24 protein-coding genes and 1 riboswitch are annotated in these 18,537 nt (G+C 72.0%); of the genes, 16 read left to right on the forward strand and 8 right to left on the reverse strand.

The features are described from left to right. Position 1 precedes the first annotated feature (1 nt). Entirely contained in the window at positions 2-400 is a 399-nt protein-coding gene (locus IH80_RS0100110) for an SHOCT domain-containing protein (protein ID WP_030956576.1), read from the reverse strand. Positions 401-576: 176 nt separating this feature from the next. Between IH80_RS0100110 and IH80_RS0100115 the strand changes: the two genes are divergently transcribed. Both IH80_RS0100115 and IH80_RS0100120 read left to right on the forward strand, forming a co-directional pair. Beyond that, complete coding sequence (locus IH80_RS0100115) at positions 577-1,239, forward strand: GAP family protein (protein ID WP_030956577.1); 663 nt, start codon at positions 577-579, stop codon at positions 1,237-1,239. A gap of 72 nt (positions 1,240-1,311) precedes the next feature. Next, positions 1,312-1,875 (forward strand): potassium channel family protein, encoded by a 564-nt coding sequence (locus IH80_RS0100120; RefSeq protein WP_037878413.1) that lies wholly within the window; start codon positions 1,312-1,314, stop codon positions 1,873-1,875. 81 nt (positions 1,876-1,956) lie between these two features. Here the strand turns inward: IH80_RS0100120 and IH80_RS0100125 are convergent, their stop codons facing one another. From IH80_RS0100125 to IH80_RS0100135, 3 genes are all read right to left on the reverse strand, one after another. Next, positions 1,957-2,382 (reverse strand): hypothetical protein, encoded by a 426-nt coding sequence (locus IH80_RS0100125; RefSeq protein ID WP_030956580.1) that lies wholly within the window; start codon positions 2,380-2,382, stop codon positions 1,957-1,959. 121 nt (positions 2,383-2,503) lie between these two features. Next, positions 2,504-3,880 (reverse strand): FAD-binding oxidoreductase, encoded by a 1,377-nt coding sequence (locus tag IH80_RS0100130; protein ID WP_030956581.1) that lies wholly within the window; start codon positions 3,878-3,880, stop codon positions 2,504-2,506. 67 nt (positions 3,881-3,947) lie between these two features. Continuing rightward, positions 3,948-4,247: a hypothetical protein gene (locus IH80_RS0100135; RefSeq protein ID WP_030956582.1), complete on the reverse strand. Its 300-nt coding sequence runs from the start codon at positions 4,245-4,247 to the stop codon at positions 3,948-3,950. A 156-nt stretch (positions 4,248-4,403) separates the two neighbouring features. Between IH80_RS0100135 and IH80_RS0100140 the strand changes: the two genes are divergently transcribed. From IH80_RS0100140 to pucL, 5 genes are all read left to right on the forward strand, one after another. Beyond that, positions 4,404-5,144 (forward strand): PP2C family protein-serine/threonine phosphatase, encoded by a 741-nt coding sequence (locus IH80_RS0100140; protein WP_030956584.1) that lies wholly within the window; start codon positions 4,404-4,406, stop codon positions 5,142-5,144. 298 nt (positions 5,145-5,442) lie between these two features. Continuing rightward, positions 5,443-5,646 (forward strand): cold-shock protein, encoded by a 204-nt coding sequence (locus IH80_RS0100145; protein WP_030030412.1) that lies wholly within the window; start codon positions 5,443-5,445, stop codon positions 5,644-5,646. Positions 5,647-5,811: 165 nt separating this feature from the next. Next, the gene (locus IH80_RS0100150) at positions 5,812-6,186 is read left to right on the forward strand and encodes a hypothetical protein (protein ID WP_030956587.1); all 375 of its coding nucleotides are present in this window, start codon (positions 5,812-5,814) and stop codon (positions 6,184-6,186) included. Between the two features lie 341 nt (positions 6,187-6,527). Next, complete coding sequence (locus IH80_RS0100155) at positions 6,528-7,877, forward strand: aspartate aminotransferase family protein (protein ID WP_030956588.1); 1,350 nt, start codon at positions 6,528-6,530, stop codon at positions 7,875-7,877. Between the two features lie 266 nt (positions 7,878-8,143). Continuing rightward, entirely contained in the window at positions 8,144-9,061 is a 918-nt protein-coding gene (gene pucL, locus IH80_RS0100160; protein WP_030956589.1) for a factor-independent urate hydroxylase, read from the forward strand. A 69-nt stretch (positions 9,062-9,130) separates the two neighbouring features. On the opposite strand, the gene IH80_RS38665 is transcribed toward pucL, so the two are convergent. Beyond that, positions 9,131-9,595, reverse strand: a complete 465-nt coding sequence (locus IH80_RS38665; protein WP_037878414.1) for a histidine phosphatase family protein — start codon at positions 9,593-9,595, stop codon at positions 9,131-9,133. Continuing rightward, a riboswitch (cobalamin riboswitch) is annotated at positions 9,595-9,746 on the forward strand. It overlaps the preceding gene by 1 nt. Positions 9,747-9,783: 37 nt before the next feature. Between IH80_RS38665 and IH80_RS0100170 the strand changes: the two genes are divergently transcribed. The 5 genes from IH80_RS0100170 to IH80_RS44490 all read left to right on the forward strand — a co-directional run bounded on the left by IH80_RS0100170 (position 9,784) and on the right by IH80_RS44490 (position 11,974). Next, positions 9,784-9,999, forward strand: a complete 216-nt coding sequence (locus tag IH80_RS0100170) for a CbtB domain-containing protein (RefSeq protein ID WP_030956593.1) — start codon at positions 9,784-9,786, stop codon at positions 9,997-9,999. 166 nt (positions 10,000-10,165) lie between these two features. Further along, positions 10,166-10,408: a hypothetical protein gene (locus tag IH80_RS0100175; protein ID WP_030956595.1), complete on the forward strand. Its 243-nt coding sequence runs from the start codon at positions 10,166-10,168 to the stop codon at positions 10,406-10,408. Positions 10,409-10,662: 254 nt separating this feature from the next. After that, positions 10,663-11,265, forward strand: coding sequence for a class F sortase (locus IH80_RS40505; RefSeq protein ID WP_051808575.1), 603 nt, complete (start codon positions 10,663-10,665; stop codon positions 11,263-11,265). A gap of 103 nt (positions 11,266-11,368) precedes the next feature. Next, complete coding sequence (locus IH80_RS0100185; RefSeq protein ID WP_030956597.1) at positions 11,369-11,746, forward strand: hypothetical protein; 378 nt, start codon at positions 11,369-11,371, stop codon at positions 11,744-11,746. 57 nt (positions 11,747-11,803) lie between these two features. After that, positions 11,804-11,974, forward strand: a complete 171-nt coding sequence (locus IH80_RS44490; RefSeq protein ID WP_158943232.1) for a hypothetical protein — start codon at positions 11,804-11,806, stop codon at positions 11,972-11,974. Positions 11,975-12,068: 94 nt separating this feature from the next. Here the strand turns inward: IH80_RS44490 and IH80_RS0100195 are convergent, their stop codons facing one another. From IH80_RS0100195 to IH80_RS0100205, 3 genes are all read right to left on the reverse strand, one after another. After that, positions 12,069-12,473 carry a hypothetical protein gene (locus tag IH80_RS0100195; protein ID WP_030956599.1) on the reverse strand — a complete coding sequence of 135 codons (405 nt, stop codon included), beginning with the start codon at positions 12,471-12,473 and terminating at the stop codon, positions 12,069-12,071. A gap of 74 nt (positions 12,474-12,547) precedes the next feature. Further along, complete coding sequence (locus IH80_RS0100200; protein WP_030956601.1) at positions 12,548-12,946, reverse strand: RidA family protein; 399 nt, start codon at positions 12,944-12,946, stop codon at positions 12,548-12,550. Positions 12,947-12,989: 43 nt separating this feature from the next. Beyond that, a complete protein-coding gene (locus tag IH80_RS0100205; protein WP_030956606.1) occupies positions 12,990-13,472 on the reverse strand; it encodes an RrF2 family transcriptional regulator in 483 nt (160 codons plus the stop codon). Between the two features lie 125 nt (positions 13,473-13,597). Between IH80_RS0100205 and IH80_RS0100210 the strand changes: the two genes are divergently transcribed. The 4 genes from IH80_RS0100210 (at position 13,598) to IH80_RS0100225 (ending at position 18,494) form a co-directional block, all read left to right on the forward strand. Next, positions 13,598-14,425 (forward strand): hypothetical protein, encoded by an 828-nt coding sequence (locus IH80_RS0100210; protein WP_030956607.1) that lies wholly within the window; start codon positions 13,598-13,600, stop codon positions 14,423-14,425. A gap of 79 nt (positions 14,426-14,504) precedes the next feature. Then, positions 14,505-16,499: an FUSC family protein gene (locus tag IH80_RS0100215; protein ID WP_078906232.1), complete on the forward strand. Its 1,995-nt coding sequence runs from the start codon at positions 14,505-14,507 to the stop codon at positions 16,497-16,499. A 37-nt stretch (positions 16,500-16,536) separates the two neighbouring features. Then, a complete protein-coding gene (locus IH80_RS0100220) occupies positions 16,537-17,238 on the forward strand; it encodes a hypothetical protein (protein WP_037878417.1) in 702 nt (233 codons plus the stop codon). Next, a complete protein-coding gene (locus tag IH80_RS0100225) occupies positions 17,226-18,494 on the forward strand; it encodes a sensor histidine kinase (protein ID WP_037878421.1) in 1,269 nt (422 codons plus the stop codon). Before IH80_RS0100220 ends, IH80_RS0100225 begins: the two co-directional genes overlap by 13 nt. The last annotated feature ends 43 nt before the right edge of the window (positions 18,495-18,537 follow it).

Below are 18,537 nucleotides of genomic sequence, written 5' to 3' on the forward strand. Positions count from 1 at the left end.
CTCAGGCCAGGATCCTGGCCTTGGCCCGGTCGAACTCCTCCTGGGTGATGTCGCCCTTGTCCTTGAGCGCGGAGAGTTTGCTCAGCTCGTCCGCTCCGCCACCGCCGCCGCCACTGCTGACGGCCGCCTGCTGGACGTACGAGCGGAAGGCCGCCTCGTTCTCCTTCATCTGCTTCGCGTCCCGTTCGTGCATGCTGCGGCCGCGCGCGATCACGTAGATGAACACGCCGAGGAAGGGCACCAGCAGCACGAGGATGAGCCATCCGGCCTTCCCCCAGCCGTGCAGGCTGTGGTCACGGAAGATGTCCGTGATGATTTTGAAGAGCAGGAAGAACCACATGACCCACAGGAAGAACCACAGCATCGTCCAGAAGAGGTTGAGAAGTGGATAGTCGTCCATGCCCGACTCCGATCATGCACGTGGTACTTCATTGATACAGGCGGCTCCGACACTCCGCATGCGGAGCGAATGGCGCATCTTTTGCACCCGTCAGCGTGACGGGGCAACCATGGACGCATGAACCGTCCTTTCCCGGTTACCGGAGGAAGGGTCAGTACACCGACGGGGAAAAGCCGATGGTGCTTGACCTGATCGTCATCGGGCTGATCATCACGCTCTACCCGCTGCCCGTCATGGCCTTCGTACTGGTGGTCTCCGCGCCCCGCGGAGTGTGGAAAGGCCTCGCCTTCATCCTCGCCTGGCTCGGCTGCCTGGTCGCCGTGATCACCATCGTGCTGCTGCTGACCGGCGGCGAGCCCCCGCCGCCCCGCTCTCCCCCGGCCACCGCCGGCCTGGTGGTCCGACTGGCCGTCGGCGTCGGGCTCGTCGCCTACGCCGAGCACCGCCGCCGCCGGGCCCCCGAGAGGCCGGGGTCTCCGGCGGAAGGGGACACGCACGCCCTCACGTCCCGGATGGACCAGGCGTCCGCCTGGTCGGCGGCCGGGCTCGCCGTGCTCCTGCAGCCATGGGGCATGGTCGGCGCGGCCGCCGCCACCGTCATCGAGGCGAACCTCTCCCAGGGCGGTACGTTCCTGGCCCTGTTCGGCTTCTGCATTCTGGCCTCCGCCACGCTCCTGGGGATGGAGCTGTTCATGGTGTTCGCCCCCGAGCGGGCGGCGCTGGCGCTCACGGGCATGCGGGCGTGGCTGTCGGACCACAAGGACCCGGCGATCGTCCTCGCCTGTCTCGTCCTCGGCCTGTGGCTGGTCGGCAGGAGCCTCTACGACCTCACGCGCTGACGACGGGCCGCCGCACGCCGGCACGCCGGCACTCCGGTCGCAGGATGCGGGCCGGGCCGTTCTCCTGAAGGCATGGAACGCAACGCAGCCCGTCACCGCCGGCGCGTCCTGCTGGGCCACTGCCTGCGCGCGACCGGCTCGGCGGCCCTGCTCACGGCGCTGTACTACCTGGCTCCCCTGGAGGGCGGGTTCGGCGTCCTGACGGTCCTGACGCTCGTGCTGGGGCTTGCCGCGTTCGGCCTGCTGACGGCCTGGCAGGTCAACGCCATCACCCGGGCGGAGTATCCGCGGCTGAGGGCGCTCGAAGCCATGGCCACCGCCGTTCCCCTGTTCCTGTTCGTGTTCTCCGCCACGTACGTCATGCTCTCGGAGAGCATCCCGGCCACCTTCTCGGAGGCCCTGAACCGCACGGACGCGCTGTACTTCACGGTGACGGTGTTCGCGACCGTGGGCTTCGGGGACATCGTCCCGGTGACCGGGACCGGACGGGTGCTGACCACCGTGCAGATGATCGCCGACCTGGTCGTGGTGGGCGTGATCGCCAAGGCCCTCTTCGGCGCGATGAAGATCGGGATCCGCAGGCGGGGCGGACCGGGCCGCGGGGGGCCGCCGCTCGTGGACGACGAGGAGTCCTGACGCGCGGAAGGACCCCGCCGGGAGAACCGGGCGGGGTCCTTGCGCACGTCGGCCGGGGACCGGTGGCCGCTCACCCCGTCGTCAGCACTTGAGACCGGACGACGCGGCCGTCGTGGCCTGGTCCAGCGACTGGATCTGCGGCTGCAGCTGGGTGAGCGCGTCCTTGCCGGTGGTGTCGCCCGGCAGGTCCTCGTAGCCCTTCTTCAGGTTCTCGGCGGCGGACTGGACCGCCTCGCGCTCCGCGTCCTTCAGCTTGCTCGCGTTCTCCTTGACGTTCTCCCAGTCCTCCTGGACGGCGTCGTAGGCGTCCTTGATCTGGTCCTTGGTCGCGACGGCGGGGTTCAGGGCCTTCAGCTTGGCGTTGTCGGCCTTGAGGGCGTTCAGGTCGGTGCACAGGTCGGCCGCGGCCTCCGTGGCCTCCTCGGCGGGGGAACTGTCGTCGGAACACGCACTGAGGCCGAACACCGCGCTCAGGCAGAGCACGCCGACCACCGGGAAACGCTTCATGGAGGGGGCCTTCCTCGATCAGGCACATCAGGCGTACGGGACCTTCCGGTACTACGACAAAATATGCACAACCGGACACGGTCCGCATCCGCACCGTTCCGCCCCGCCACCGCCGCCCCCTCTAGGCGGCGGGCTGGATGTTCTGGTTCAGGTGGAAGAGGTTGCCCGGGTCGTACGTCCGCTTGACCTCGGCCAGACGGTCGTAGTTCCCCTTGTAGTTGGCCCTGATCCGGCTCTGGTCGTCCTCGGCCATGAAGTTGATGTAGCCGCCCTCCTCCGAGTGCGGGGCGGTGGCCTCGTAGTAGTCACGGACCCAGGCGATGTTCGCCTCGTTGTCCGCGGGGTCCGGCCACATCCCGGCGATGACGGTGGCGAAGTTGGCGTCGCGGTAGGCGAAGGCCGTCTCGTCCGGCCCCACGCGGTGGCAGGCACCGTTGATCGGGTAGATGTGGACCGTCGAGTTCACGGCGGGCAGCTTCGGACCGTGCACCAGGTGGGCCTCGATCGCGGAGTCGGTCAGCTCCGTCACGAAATTGGCCTTCCAGTAGTGCTGCAGGCCCGGCGGCACGAGCGCGTCGAAAGCGCTGTTGAGCGCCGGGTACGGCATGGGGCCGACGTGCTCCGCGACCACCGGGGCGAAGTCGTGGAAGGCCTTCAGCGCCTTCTCGCCCTCGTCGAGCGGCCCGGCCCAGCACGCCACGATCAGGGCGAAGGGATCGCCGTGCCGGTCCTCCGGGATGAACGGGAGCGGCGGGGCGAGCTGGAAGGCGGGGAAGCCGCCCAGCTGCTCCGGGGCGCCGGCGATGTGCTCGGCGAAGGAGCGCAGCACGGTGGCGGCATCGTCCAGCTCGAAGAGCATCGGCCCGCCGTAGATGTCCCTGACCGGACTGAGCCGGTACTCGAACGAGGTCACCACGCCGAAGTTCCCGCTGCCGCCGCGCAGCGCCCAGAAGAGGTCGGGGTTCTCCTCCTCGCTCGCCACGAGGACCCGGCCGTCCGCGGTCACCACATCGGCCGAGACCAGGTTGTCGCAGCTCAGGCCCAGCCCGCGGCACAGGTAGCCGATGCCGCCGCCGAGGGTGAGCCCGCCGATGCCGGTGGTCGAGATGATCCCGCCCGTGGTGGCCAGCCCGTAGGCGTGGGTCGCCGCGTTGAAGTCGCCCCACGTGGCGCCGCCCTCGGCACGCGCCGTGCGGCGCGCGGCGTCGACGCGTACCCCGCGCATCCCGGACAGGTCCGCGACCACGCCGTCGTCGCAGGTGCCGAAGCCGGGCACGCTGTGACCCCCGCCGCGGACCGCCAGGTCCAGCCCGTTCTCCCGCGCGAAGTCGACCGTCGCCATGACGTCGCCGGCGTTGGCGCACCGGACGACGGCGGCCGGCCTCCGGTCGATCATGGCGTTGTTGACCGCGCGGGCCTCCTCGTAGGTCTCGTCGCCGGGGGTGACCACCGCCCCGCGTACGCGTTCCCGCAGCTGGTCCATCGAGAGCTTGCCCATGACCATCGCTCCTCGTCCTTCGTACCTCTCCAGCGCCCTGCGCGGACGCGTGCGCCGGATGCTGCCGCTACGGCCCCAGATGACTGAAGCCCACCTCGAAGTGCTCGACCCCGAGGACCTGCTGGCCCTCCCGGCGCGCGGTCTCCTCGCGGATCCGGTGGGCGAGCTCCTCGCTGTCCCGCATGCTCTGCTCGTCCTCCCACAGGGTGAGCGACTTGGCCTCCCCGGTGGCCCGGTCGACCAGGTAGTAGACGCCCAGGAAGCCGGGGGCGTCCTTCACCTGCCGGACGATCTCCTCCGAATGCGCGCCCAGGTCCCCCTCCGCGGGGACGGGTGATCCCTGGTAGGTGCTCAACCTCGCGAACATCTGCGGCAGTCCTTCCTGGCCCGGCCGCCGTCGGGGGACAGGCAGCTCCACGACCAGCGTGCTCCGGCAGACCGCGCGGCGCATGCCGGAGCGGCGCGACAATGGTGGCGGGGGGACGCGTCTGCCGGTGCCGTTGCGGAGAGGCGGGACGTCGAGGTGACCTACATTGCTGTGACCGCCCTGAGCCATGTCGGGCTGATCCGCGAGCACAACGAGGACAGTCTCGCCATCGGTCCGTGGACCCTGTGCGGGACCGTGACCCAGAGCCCCCAGACGCTGGTGTTCCCCTTCGGCAGACCGCTCGTCGTCGCGGTCGCCGACGGGCTCGGCGGGCAGCCGGCCGGGGAGGTGGCCAGCGAACTCGTGGTGCGCCAGCTCTCCTCGCTCGGCCCCTCGCTGGACTGCGCCGAGGCCGTCGGTGACGCACTGGAGCTCTGCAACGACGCGGTGTACGCGGCCGCCGAAGGCCGGCCGGACCTGACCGCCATGGGGACCACGGTGGCAGGCACCCTCGTCCTGGCCGAGTCACTGCTGGCGTTCAACGTGGGCGACAGCAAGGTGTTCCACGCGGGGCGCGACGGACTGCGCCAGGTGAGCGTGGACGACAGCCCGCCGCCGACACCCGGGCACCGCACCACCTCCGCCGTCACCCAGGTGCTCGGCGGCAGCCGCGGGCGCACGGCGATCACCCCGCACATCGGGACGTTCACGCCGGCCGAGGGCGACCGCTACCTGGTGTGCAGCGACGGGCTGACCGACCCGGTGCCGGACGAGGTGATCGAGGAACTGCTGCGGGTGCACGACGACGGCAGGGCGGCCTTCGAGCTGTGGAAGGCCGCGATCGACGCCGGAGGCCCCGACAACATCACCCTCGCACTGGTGCGGATCGGCTCCTGACGCGGCATTCAAGCATCACCCATCGAGCTTCCGGGCCGCTCATAGTATTTCCGGACCGGAGGCCGAATGGGCGACGCCAGAATTACCGGAAGGAAAGATGTTCCCGGCCCCGCGCTTTTCCCTGTGCTACGGTGACGGCAGTTGCGGTTGAGGTCCCCAAAAAGCCTACAGTGCTCTCACCTGATCGTCCGGTGGGCGCACTTTTCATTTCCGGTTCAGATTTCCGGTCGGGGCAATCATCTCGGCGACGCCGGGTCCGCACAGTGCGGCCCGGGCACTGCCCCAAAGGAGTAATCTCATGGCATCCGGCACCGTGAAGTGGTTCAACGCGGAAAAGGGTTTCGGTTTCATCGAGCAGGAGGGCGGCGGCGCGGACGTCTTCGCCCACTACTCCAACATCGCCACGTCCGGCTTCCGTGAGCTCCAGGAGGGCCAGAAGGTCACCTTCGACGTCACGCAGGGCCAGAAGGGCCCGCAGGCCGAGAACATCGTTCCCGCCTGACGCCCTCGCCGGCAGCGACGGCGACGACGACGCGAATCGCCCGGCCGCGCGGCCCGCACCCAGGGGTGCGGGCCGCGCGCCCGTTTCCGCGCACCGTCTAGAATCGGCCGCCGCCGCGGCGGAAGCACCACCCGGAACCGGGCTCGCTTGCTAGAGTCCCTGCCCATGTCGATCCCTGACGACCTGCTCCACGACATCGCCGCCATGGTCGAGTCGGAGCAGACCAATCAGATGTCCCTGACGGTCGTCGTGAACGGCGCCGTCATCACCGGCCGCCTCGCCCCCGAACACGTCTGGCGCGAACGGGTCGCCGAGGTCCTGCGCGACTCCGAGCAGCTGGGCCCGTTCGCCGAGGTCTTCAGCTCCGCCACCGCGACCACGGCCAAACGGCCCGCGGGGCCGCCCTCACACCTGCACTTCCACGTGGCACGCATCCTCCAGGGCCCGGTGGGCATCCCCGAGACCGGCGGGATGTACCGGATCGCCCTGAGCGACGTCAGCGCCTGGACCGTCGGGGACTTCAGCTACTTCGACAAGTAGCCGCGCCCCGCCGCGTTCCCGCACGACGCCGCACCGCACACGGTCCGCCTGCGCATCCCCATGCCGGGCCCTGGAGGTACGGGGCGAGGACGGAGCGGCGTCGGAGCTGTCGGAGAGCTGTCGGAGCTGTCGGGGCTGTCGGAGCCGGTACGGGCGCTGCCACGGTGGCTCGCCGCCTTCCCCGGCGGCGCCACCGTGGAGGCGGCCGCGGGCGGGCCGGCGGCCGCCCGCGCACACCGGCCGAGGCCCTCGGCCCGGCGCTGCCGACCGGCCCGGGCCGCTCCGGGCGGCGCGGACCCGACCCCCGCCGCGTCCACATCCTGGACGACTACGCTCGATTCATGAACGCAGAAGCCGACGCCCTCACCACCGTGAAAGACGCTGACCGGAAGCACGTCTTCCACTCCTGGTCGGCGCAGGAGCTCATCGACCCGCTCGCCGTCGCCGGCGCCGAGGGGTCGTACTTCTGGGACTACCAGGGCAACCGCTACCTCGACTTCTCCAGCGCCCTGGTCTACACGAACATCGGCTACCAGCACCCCAAGGTCACCGCGGCCATCCAGGAGCAGGCGGCCAGGCTCTGCACCGTCGCGCCCGGCTTCGCCGTCGACGTGCGGTCCGAGGCGGCCCGGCTGATCGCCGAGCGCACCCCGGGCGACCTCGACAAGATCTTCTTCACCAACGCAGGGGCCGAGGCGGTGGAGAACGCCGTCCGCATGGCCCGGCTGCACACCGGGCGTCCGAAGGTGCTGTCCGCGTACCGCTCGTACCACGGCGCCACCTCCACCGCGATCAACCTGACCGGCGACGCCCGCCGCTTCGGCAACGACTCCGCGACCGCCGGCGTCGTGCACTTCTGGGGGCCCTTCGCCTACCGGTCGCCCTTCTACGCGGCGACGGAGGCCGAGGAGTGCGAGCGGGCCCTGCGCCACCTGGAGGACACCATCGTCTTCGAGGGCCCGCAGTCCATCGCGGCGATCATCCTGGAGACCGTCGGCGGTGCCCCCGGCGTCCTCGTGCACCCCGACGGCTACCTGGCCGGGGTGCGGGCACTCTGCGACCGCTACGGCATCGTCTTCGTCCTCGACGAGATCATGGTCGGCTTCGGGCGCACGGGGAAGTGGTTCGCCTCCGAGCACTGGGACGTCACACCCGACCTGATCTGCTTCGCCAAGGGCGTGACCAGCGGCTACGTACCGCTCGGCGGTGTTGCCATCTCGGCGGCCATCGCCGAGACCTTCGCCCGCCGGCCCTACCCGGGCGGGCTGACGTACTCCGGGCACGTGCTGGCCTGCGCGGCGGCCGTCGCCACCATCGGCGTCATGGAGGAGGAGGACGTCGTCGAGCAGTCCGCCCGCACCGGCTCCGAGCTCCTCGGGCCCGGCCTGCGCGCGCTCGCCGAGCGCCACCCGTCGGTCGGGGAGGTCCGCGGCCTCGGCACGTTCTGGGCCCTGGAGCTCGTCCGCAGCAAGGAGACGCGCGAGCCGCTGGTCCCGTACAACGCCGCCGGGGCGGACAACGCGCCGATGGCGGAGTTCGGGGCCGCCTGCAAGAAGGGCGGGCTCTGGCCGCTCGTCGCGGGCAACCGGATCCACATCGCGCCGGCCTGCAACATCTCGCCCGAGGACGTGGCGAAGGGGCTGCGGATCCTGGACGAGGCCCTGACGGTGGCTGACGCGCACACCGTCTGACCTGCGCTTCTGTGGGGTCGCCCAATCCGTTGGTGTCGGTGTTAGGAGGATCCGTGCGGTGGTCAACCCGCTGCGCGCGTGCTGCAATCCGTGCAGGCCACCAATGCCTGAGCAGGCCGAGCACCACCTACGGACCGGGATGCACGTCAGTCCCGGGGCGGCCCCCTCGGGGCCGAACGGCGGGGAGCGGGACGACCGCTGGACGCCGGGCGTACGGGATCCAGAAAGACGGACTCCGTGTTCCCGAGTACCCGAAGGAAGACAGCATGAGCAAGCACGTCCTGGCCCAGAACCAGTACGGCAAGGCCGAGAACCGCATCGTCAAGGTCACCCGCAAGGGCAACGACGGTTCCTGGCACGAGATCCGCGACCTCAACGTCTCGGTCGCGCTCCGCGGTGAGTTCCGCGACGTCCACCTCACCGGCGACAACGCCAACTGCCTGCCGACCGACACCACCAAGAACACGGTGTACGCCTTCGGCAAGGAGCACGGCATCGAGTCCCCGGAGGCCTTCGGCATCCTGCTCGCCAAGCACTTCGTCTCCTCGCAGGCACCGATCCGCGAGGCCCAGATCCGCATCGAGGAATTCGCCTGGGAGCGCATCCCGGTCCCGACGCGCAAGGAGCAGCACTCCTTCGCCCTCAAGGGCCAGGAGGTGCGCACCGCGCAGATCACGTACAGCGAGACGACCGGCCTCCAGGTCATCTCGGGCCTGAAGGACCTGACGGTGATGAACTCGACGAACTCCGAGTTCCACGGGTACATCAAGGACAAGTACACGACGCTCAAGGAGGCGTACGACCGCATCCTGGCGACCAAGGTCACCGCGCGCTGGGCGCACTCGGCGCTGGCCGCCGACGACCCCGGGTACGACTGGGACCAGGCGTACAAGAAGGTCCGCAAGAACATGCTGGAGGCCTTCGCGGAGACGTACTCGTACTCGCTCCAGCAGACCCTGAACCAGATGGCCGAGCGGGTGCTCGACAACTGCCCCAAGGTCAACGAGGTGCGACTCAACCTCCCCAACAAGCACCACTTCCTCGTCGACCTGGAGCCCTTCGGCCTCAAGAACGACAACGAGGTGTACTTCGCGGCGGACCGCATGTACGGCCTGATCGAGGGCACCGTCCACCGTGACGGCGTGCAGCCGGTCATCGCGACGTCCGACTGGATCGTGGCGTAACGCGCCGATCTCCGCGCCGGTCGTGAGCCGGGTCCGGACCGCGTCGCGGGGTCCGGACCCGGTTCCGCGCTACGCGTCGGGCAGCTCGTCCTGCGGCCGGCCCACGAGGAGGTTCCAGCGCCCGGCCCGTCCGGTCAGGGTGGTCACCCACTCCGGCCGCACGTCGAGGCGCCAGAAGGCCGCCGCCGGAAGCTCCAGGGCGTGCACCACGGCCGCCCGTACGACGGCCTGGTCGACCTCGACGCGGTACGTGCCCGGGGCCAGGCCGGCCAGCTCCGCCCCGACCCGGGCGATCAGCGCGTCCACGGACTCCCCGCCCGGCGGCGCGTACCCGGGGTCCGTCAGCCACGCGTGCAGGGCCTGCGGTGCCTGCGCGGCCACCTCGTCCAGGGTGCGGCCGGCCCACTCCCCGGTGTCCGGCCCGCGCAGGCCCTCGTGGCCGGGACACGGCCGCGGATGGCCGAAGCGGCCCTGGCGGGCAGCCGTGTCCAGTGGGGGGCGCACGAGATGGACGCGCACCGACTGACTCTTCATGAGGGGAGCCTAAGCGCGGTACCGTCATGAACGAGACAAGTCCATGACGACGGTACGGCGGAAGCACCGGTGAGAATCCGGCACGGTCGCGCCACTGTGAATCCTCCCGGAGGGGAGGCAAGTCAGACCCGCCGCCGTCGTCGAGCGCACCACTGACCGGGACGCGTGTTCCCTCTGGAGGTTCTGCAATGGCCAACTCCGTCGTGCCCACGACGAACGCCCCCGCCCTCACTCCTCTCTCGCTCTCCGCGCTCGCCCCCTGGGCGGCGTTCGTCGGCGTCCTGATGCTCGTCCTGCTCTACTTCGTCGGCGCCGAGCAGGGCGCCACCGCCGTCTTCGAGGGCGAGACGATCCACGAGTGGCTGCACGACGGCCGCCACCTGCTCGGGTTCCCCTGCCACTGATCCGCTTCCCCGGCCACCGCCCTCCGGCGTCCCCGGCCGTGCGGACCACGGTGTGGACGACTTTCGGCCTGGCCTTCGGTTTTCTAGCCGACCGGGCCCTTGTGTCCGCTCCCGCGCCCAAGGAGGCTGTGCAGCCGACGAGTTGACGATGAAAGGCCGATGGTCCATGGCGACGGCGATCAGGGAATGGCGGGGCTGGACGGGTGCCGCACCCTTCTGGCTGAATTCCTTCCTGCTGCTCCTGGCCCCCTGCTGCGCCATCACGCTGTTCGGCCAGATCGGCATCATCGCCGCGCTGGCGGCGCTCGGCGGTCTGGCCCGCCATCTCTGGTACGGCGACTACGGCCATCCGGCCATGCACCTGGCCGCCGCGCTCATGGGGGCGGGCACGGCGGCCGTCGTCATGTGACCTCTCCGGCCGGGGCCGCCGGGCGCCGCCGGACCCACCGCCGGCGCCGTCGGGCCCTCACCCGTTCGGGCGTATCCGCGCCGCCCCCGGCGGCCAGTGGGCCCGACCGGCGCGAACTGCGAAGACTCCCCGATCGTGCGACGACACGCCCGTGACTCCATGTCAGTCTCTCGTGTTTCACGGTGTGCCGATGGGCAGAGGAAGTGTCCACTGCTCACATGACCCGGCCGCACGAGCCGGACAGGAGGGAATCCATGCCCCGCGCCAAGTGGGTCGTCGCCTCTCTGACGGTGGCTCTGCTGGCCACCACCGTCGTGGTGTTGCAGCGGACCGAGGGCGGCGCGCCCGCAGCCGCGACCACCGACGACGCACTGCCCTCGCGGGCGCTGGGGCTCTCCGGCCACCGCCGTCTCGTACGGGAGCTGGAACAGTCCGGCGGGAGCGACCCCGGTGAGGTGACCCGGCCGCGCAGGGTGGCCGCCGCGGGGCCGCTGAGAACGGTCTCCGGGCCCCTGCGGGCCGCCCGGCCGCTGCGGTTGCGCATCCCGAGCCTGGGCGTCGACGTGCCGTTCGGCGGGGACCGCGAGGAGGCGGCCTGGGACTCCGGAGGACCGGCGCCGGGCGCTGCCGGAACGGCGGTGGTCACCGGAACGGGCCTGCGGCTGGGGGAGTTGCGCCGGGGTCGGACCATCGAGATCCCGCGCGCGGACCGCCGTACCGCCGTGTTCACCGTCGTAGGGGTCTCGCCCGGCAGGGCGCCGGGGCGCGAGGAGTCTCCCGGCCACGCCCAACTGCGGGTGATCGGCGGGGAGACCGCCGTACTGGCCCGCCTGACCGGGCACCGCAGCAGCAGTTGACCCCTGGCGGCCTGTCAGCCGAGGGGAGTCTCTTCGTCCCCCGGTCGGAGGCTTCTGGGGGTCCGTACGGGAGTCCTCCGGCGTGGCGGGGCACACCCCTCGCATGACCTGGAGGCAACACGCACGCACGGCACTGACGAGGGCGCTCACCGCAGCCTGCGTCGTACTGCTGTGCGTGTTCGGTGCCGGTCCGGCAGGAGCGGCCGCCGCGGAGCACCGCCCGGCCTCCTCGGCCCCCGCGGAGCCCACCGCTCCCGGCGAGCCCGCCGAGCCCACGGAGGGCCAGTCCGATCCCGCGGCCGATCCCGAGGCACGCGCGGCCGTCCGTGCGGCCGCGCGCGGGCCGGCCTGTGTGCAGCGGATCCCGCTCGCCCTGTTTCACGTGAAACAGGGCGACGCCCCGGGGCGCGGGCCCCGAGGGGAGGCGGCCGAACCGGCCTTGTCCCTGCGGACGGTGCGGAGTGTGGTGCTGCGCTGCTGAGCGGACCGAGTCCCCAGCGCATCCCCCCACACCCCCTGAGCACCGTGAGGTTCCGCCATGCCCATCGACCCGTACGCCGCACTGAACGCCATGCTCCGCGCCGAGGTCACCCGCTTCGCGCCGCCCGTGCGCCAGGCCGAGCCGCCCGCCCCGCCGAAGACCCCGGCCCCGTCCGTCGAGGACGAGGGTGATCCGCAGCGGACCGCGGCCGGCGGCCCGGCCGCCTGACAGCCGCGCGGACAGGGAACGGCGCCGGCTCCCCCGCCCCTGACCAGGGGGCGGGGGAGCCGGCGCCGCTGTGAGCCCGGCCGGGCGGCCCCGCTCAGTCCTCGTGCGTGTAGTAGCGGTAGAAGGCGGTGGCGCCGACGCCCACGGCGACCGCCAGACCGATCACGACCGATTTCAGGATCGACTCGTCGGTGAGGCTGTGCAGGTAGCCCACCGCGATACCGCCGAAGGCCCCGTAGGCGGCGGCGTGGAGTTCGCGCATCATCCGCGGGCCGACCCTGGCGAGACCGAACATGATCGCCGCGAAGACCACGCCGCAGAGGATCCCGTAGAAGACGTTGGCCGCGGTGACCGGGCCCTCCTGGCGCTCGATGAACGCGCACCAGACGCCGTAGACCAGTCCGAGGAGCAGTGGCCTCACGTAGGCGCCCTTGCTCAGGTGGGTCATGTCCGCCATCTGCCGGTGCTGCCGGGGGGCAGCGTGTGCCGCATGTGCCATGACGGGCTCCTCTCTCCCATCCTCCAGGGCACACCCGCTGCCTCCGCCCGGCAAGTGGATCAGGGGACCGGCGCTCAGGGCGTGCGCACCGCCACGGCGTCGATCTCGAAGAGCATGCCGGGCAGGGCCAGGGCGGCGACCCCGATGAGGGTCTGCGCGGGAAGTTCGGTGCCCCAGGTGGCGTGCAGGTGCTTCAGGAGCACCTCCAGCTTCCGCTGGTCGTGGTCGACGACGTAGGTGCCGATGCGGACCACGTCGGCGGGGCCGAGACCGGCTGCGGCGAGGGCGGTGCGGAGGTTGGCGAAGGCCCGTTCCACCTGGTCGGCGAAGTCGTCGGAGACGACGTGGCCGCTCTCGTCGGAGCCGTACTGGCCGGCTATGAAGACCTGTTCGCCGGGGGCGGAGACAACGTGGCTGTAGCCGTAGCCGGTCGGGGTGTGGAGTCCTGCGGGGTTGATGATGCTGCGCGTCATGCCGAGCTCCCTGTATCCGTGTCCGTACGCGGAGTGTCTGCTGCTACTGCGCGGCGAGCCAGGCACGCAGCCGCTGCGGGGCCTCGGGGGCCTGCCGTTCGGCCTGCTGCCGGATCTCGTCGAGGTTCTGGGCCGCGAGCGCCTTGCGCCAGGCCAGTTCGGCCCGGGCCATGGCCTGCGCGATGGCACAGTCGGCGGCGTCCGCGCCCTCGGCCGCCGGCGCGCCCGCACCGGGCCCCTGCCGACGGATCTCCGCGCACCGGAAGGCCTCCTCGGGCCCCTCGACGGCGGCGACCACGTCCATGAGCGAAACGGCGGCGAGCGGCCGCGCCAGCCGGAAGCCACCACGCGGTCCGGGGCTGGAGGTGAGGATGCCCGCCCGGGCCAGCGCCTGCAGCTGCTTGTTGAGGTAGGCCGCGGGCAGGTCGTGCCAGGCGGCGAGCCGCGCCGCCGACACCGCGCGGTCCGGCCCGCTCCAGGCCAGGTTGACGCAGCTGTGCAGCGCCCACTCGACGCCCTCGCTCATCCTCATAATCTGGATATTAGATGTCCAGAATAAGGGGCGCAAGGATCCCACGCCGTCGGGGGACCCACCACCCGACCGCAGCAACACCGCTCGCGCCCCGGCCCGTCCCCGCTTTCCCTGGTGACGTGCGCAGCATCCTGTCGGCGGTTCTCCTCGTGCTCGTGGCCCTCCTCGTGCCCGCGAGCGCCGTCGCGTACTGGGCCGACCGCGAACTGGGCGACGCCGACCGCTACACCGCGGCCATGTCCCCGCTCGCCGAGAACCCGGCCGTGCAGGAGGTCGTCGTCACCCGGACCGCCCGTGCTCTCACCGGGCAGATCGACGCGGGCCCCTTCCAGGCGGGCGTGGACGCCCTGCTCGGCGAGGCCCTGCACTCCTTCGCCGACACCCCCGCCTACCGGACGGCCTGGGACGCGGCCAACCGCGCCGCCCACGCCGCCTTCTTCAACGCGCTCACCACCGGCCAGGGCAACGCCGTCACCATCGACCTCGCACCCGTCATCGACCGGATCAAGAGCGAACTCGTCTCCGACCAGGTGCCCTTCGCGGACCGCATCCCCGTGACGCGGCTGTCCGTGGAGGTCATGGAGTACGACAACCTCGGCGCCCTCCGGAAGGGGTTCCGCATGCTCCAGATCGCCGGCGTCTGGCTTCCCGTCCTGACCCTGGCCCTGGCCGTGTCGGCCGTCGCGGTGGCCGTCCACCGGCGGCGTGCCGTGATCGCCACCGGACTGGGTCTGGCGGTGGGGGCCGGACTGCTGTGGCTCACGGTGGAGGTGTGCCGCCGCCTCACCCTGGACGATCTGCCCGCCGACATCGACCGGGCCGCGGCCGGCGCGGTGTACGACGCCCTCACCGCCTTCCTGCGGACCACCGCCTGGGTCGTGCTGCTGATCGGGCTCGCGGCGGCCCTGGCGGCATGGGTGACGGGACGACTACGCCGCACCCCATAAGCTCGGAAGGTACAACACGCGCAGAACGACGCAGAAGAGCGCAGAAGAACCGATTCGCGAGCGGCGGCACGGAAGCGGAATGAGCACCGAACGCACCGAACACATATCGTCGCGGCGAGCCCGGCACCATCCGCTGGCTCCGCCCGCCTGGCTGCTCGAAGGGCTGAGGCCGACCACCGCGCCCGTCCCCTGGGCCGCCGCGGCCCGGGCGGCGCTCGCGCTGTCCGTCCCGCTCGCCGTCGGCTTCGCCCTGAACGAGCCCGAGTACGGCGCGCTCGCCTCCATGGGCGCCCTGTCCGGGGTCATCGGCGACACCGCCGACGCCTACCGGATGCGCGTCCTGAACATCGCCGTGCCGCAGTTCTTCGGCGCCGTCGGCGTGGCCCTGGGCACCCTCGTCTACGGCCACGGCTGGGTGGCCGTCGGCGTGCTCACCCTCATCGCCCTGATCTCCGGGATGATCTCCTCCATCGGCACGGTCGCCTCCGTGTCCGGGCTGCTGCTCCTGCTCAACGCCGTGGTCGGCGCCGGGCTCCCGATGCCGCAGCCCTGGTGGACGGCCCCCCTGCTGCTGAGCGCGGGCGGGCTGTTCGTCCTCGCACTGACCCTGCTGGGCTGGCCCCTGCGCGGCCACCGGCCCGAACGGGCAGCGGTCGCCGCCACCTACCGGGCCCTGGCAGACACCCTGGAGGCCGCCGGAGGCCCAGCCGACCTCTACGACGAGCAGCGCCGCCGGGTCACGCAGGAACTCAACCAGGCCTACGACCTGATCCTGGGCCGCCGGGCCCGGGTGCACGGGCGCAGCCCGTCAATCGTCCGCATGCTCGCCCAGCTCAACGTGGTGATCCCGCTGGTGGAGGCCGCGCCCGCCGCACACCTGCGCGGCCGCCCTCTGCCGCCGGGGATCCCCGCCGCCGTACGGGAGCTCGCCGTGGCCGTCGAGGAGGGCCGCACCGGGACACCCGTACTGGACCTGCCCCCCGCCCGTACCCCCGCCGAGCGGGCCCTCGACGCGGCCCTGCGCCACGCCGCGGCCGTCGTGCACCTCGCCGAAGCGGACCCTTCGAACGTGGACGACCGCCTCGGCCGGCCCGCCGCCCTCAGGGTGCGCGCGAAGCGGGCGGTGCGCGACATGATGCTGTCCGAGGCCTCCTGGCGCTACGGACTGCGGCTCGCCCTCTGCATCGGCCTCGCGCAGTCGCTCGTATCGGTGGTCGAGGTCGAGCGGTCCTACTGGATCGCGCTGACCGTCACCTTCGTCCTCAAGCCCGACTTCGGTTCGGTGTTCTCCCGGGCCCTGCTGCGCGCGCTCGGCACCGCGATCGGACTGGTCGTCGCCGCCGCCGTGCTCGCCGAGGTACCGCGCGGCTGGTGGGACGTACCGGTGATGATGGTGCTCGGCGCACTGATCCCGGTCTTCTCCGCCAAGGGGTACGCCTTCCAGACCGCCGCGATCACCCCGGTGATACTGCTGCTCTCGGACCTGCTCAGCCACCAGGGCTTCGACCTGATCCGCCCCCGGCTGCTGGACAGTCTGATCGGCTGCGCGATCACGCTGACCGCCGGGTACCTGCTGTGGCCCGAGAGCTGGCACACCCGGATCGGGGACCGGCTCGCCGACACCGTCGACGACGCCGCCCGCTATCTGGAACGGGCTTTCGCGCCGGCCGCCGACGACGCCGCCCTCGCGGCGGCGCGGACCGCCCGGCTCCAGGCCCGGCGGCGGCTCTACCGCGACCTGTCCGGCGTACGCAGCGAGTTCCAGCGGGCACTGACCGAGCCGCCGCCGACCGGCACCCGGGCCGCCGTGTGGTGGCCGCTGGTCGTCGCCGTGGAACGGATCGTGGACGCCTCCACCGCCGCCCGCGTCCGCGTCAACCACGGCGCCCCGCCCCCGGCCGCGGAAGAGGTGGCAGGGCTCGCCCGGCAGCTGCGCGAACTGGCCGGCCGCGTCCGCAGCAGCACCACCCCGGTACGGGTCGAGGGCGAGCCGGAGGGCGACGGGTCGGGCGTCCTGGCCCCCGTCCACCAGGAGCTCGCGGCAGCCCGGGCCATCACCCAGCCGGAGCGCTGACCGGGCCGGGAGGGGCCGGACGGGGGAGCATCGGAGCATGTACCGCGCCCCGGCCGTCCTGGCCCTCGCCCTCGTCCTGGCGGGGTGCGCCGACGTGGAGGGGCTGCAGAGCGAGGGCGACCTGGGCACGGTGCACGCCCCCCAGAGCCTGTGGAAGGACATCCGCCCCGGTCCGCCCGACCCCGCCCAGAGACCGGGCACGGCCGCCGTCGTCCCGGGCCTGCCCGAGGTCGCGGACCTGAGCATGCGCGGGGTGAACCCGGTGAGCGTCGTGCGCGCCGACGTCACCTCCGCCACCGAACAGGACGGCGGCACGGGCCGGCTCGTCGACCCCCGGGCCGTCCAGCGGCTCGCGCTCTGTACACAGGCTGTGGACGGCGGCCCCGACTGCCCGGTGCGTCCCGCGGTCTTCCACGACCTGACGGGCAACGGCCGGGAGGAGCTGATCACCGCCCTGGACCTCGACGGCCGGCTCAGCGAGCTGCGCGTCTACACCGTCCAGGACGACGGCAGGATCGCCCGGATCCTGTCCCGGCGGGCGGTGCTGGAGGGAGTGCAGGTGGCCGCCGAACACCTGGCGATCCGCGAACCGACGTCGAACCCCGCCTACGTCGCCGTCTCCGACTACGTGTGGGACCCGAAGGCCGGGATCATGAACCTCAGCCAGCTCACCCTCGACGACTGCGCCCCCCTCACCGGCGTCCCGCTCAGCCCGGACGCGCAGCGATGCACGCGCTGAGCAGCCTCCGCTGGAAGATCGCCCTGACCACGACGGCGGTGTGCTGCATGGTCGCCGCCGCCCTCGGGGTCCTGGTGCACAACGTGGTCGCCCGGCAGATCGTCGGCGAGGTCCGCAAGGACGCGGACACCGCCCTGGAGCACGCCCTCAGCCACTACGAGTACGGCACCACGCACGGCGACGTGAACATCGTCCTCGACCCTCCCCAGCTTCCCCGCCCGCTGCGCGACCTGGTCGCCCGGGGCGACACCGGCAGCATGGTCGGCTCGCTGAACGGCAAGCCCGTCATGTGGGCCGCGGCCCCCGCGGACCGGCAGGCCCTCGCCGTCTGGATCCCGTTCGAGGGCACCCGCAACCGGCTGCGGGACATCGACACCGCGATCCTCGCCTCCGCCGCGCTGGCCGCCGGGGTGGTGGCGCTCGCCGGCCTCTTCCTCGCCGACCGGATCAGCCGACGGCTGGCGACCACCGCCGCCGTGGCCCGCCGGATCAGCGCCGGGGACCTGGACGCCCGCGTGGGATTCCCCTCCCGCGCGGACGAGCGGCGGGCGGGCCGCCGCTCCCGCGACCGGGACGAGGTACGGGACGTGGCGCAGGCCCTGGACCTGATGGCCGGATCGCTCCAGGAACGTCTGGAGGCCGAGAAGCGCTTCACGGCGGACGTGGCGCACGAGCTGCGGACCCCGCTTACCGGCTCACTGGCCGCGGCGGCCCTGCTGCCCGAGGGCCGCCCCAAGGAGATGATCAACGACCGGCTGAAGGCCCTGCACCTGCTCACCGAGGACCTGCTGGAGATCTCCCGGCTGGAATCGGGTGTGGAGCGGGCCGATCTCGCCCGGGTGGAGCTCGGCCGGGCGGTGGAGCGGGCCGTGGCGGGAGCCGGGCCCGCCGTCTCGGTGCGGGTGATCCGCGACGCGGCGGTGCTCACCGACCGGCGGCGCCTGGACCGCATCCTGACCAACCTGCTGGTCAACGCACACAAGCACGGCCGGCCGCCGGTCGAGGTGACCGTGGACGGGCCGGTGGTGACGGTCCGCGACCACGGGCCCGGCTACCCGCCGGAACTGATCGAGCAGGGCCCGCAGCGCTTCCGGACCGGAGACCCCGGACGCGGGCGCGGCCACGGACTGGGGCTGACGATCGTGGCGGGCCAGGCGGCGGTCCTGGAGATCGCGCTGAGCTTCGCCAACGCCCCGGACGGAGGCGCGTTGACGACGCTCAGGCTTCCCGTCGGGCGTCTGCCGGACGGAAGTTGACCGGTCGGGGCGATGCGGGCCGTGTTGCACATGAGGGATGTTT

It is taken from the genome of Streptomyces sp. NRRL S-378 (assembly GCF_000720645.1).
Taxonomy (GTDB): Bacteria; Actinomycetota; Actinomycetes; order Streptomycetales; family Streptomycetaceae; genus Streptomyces.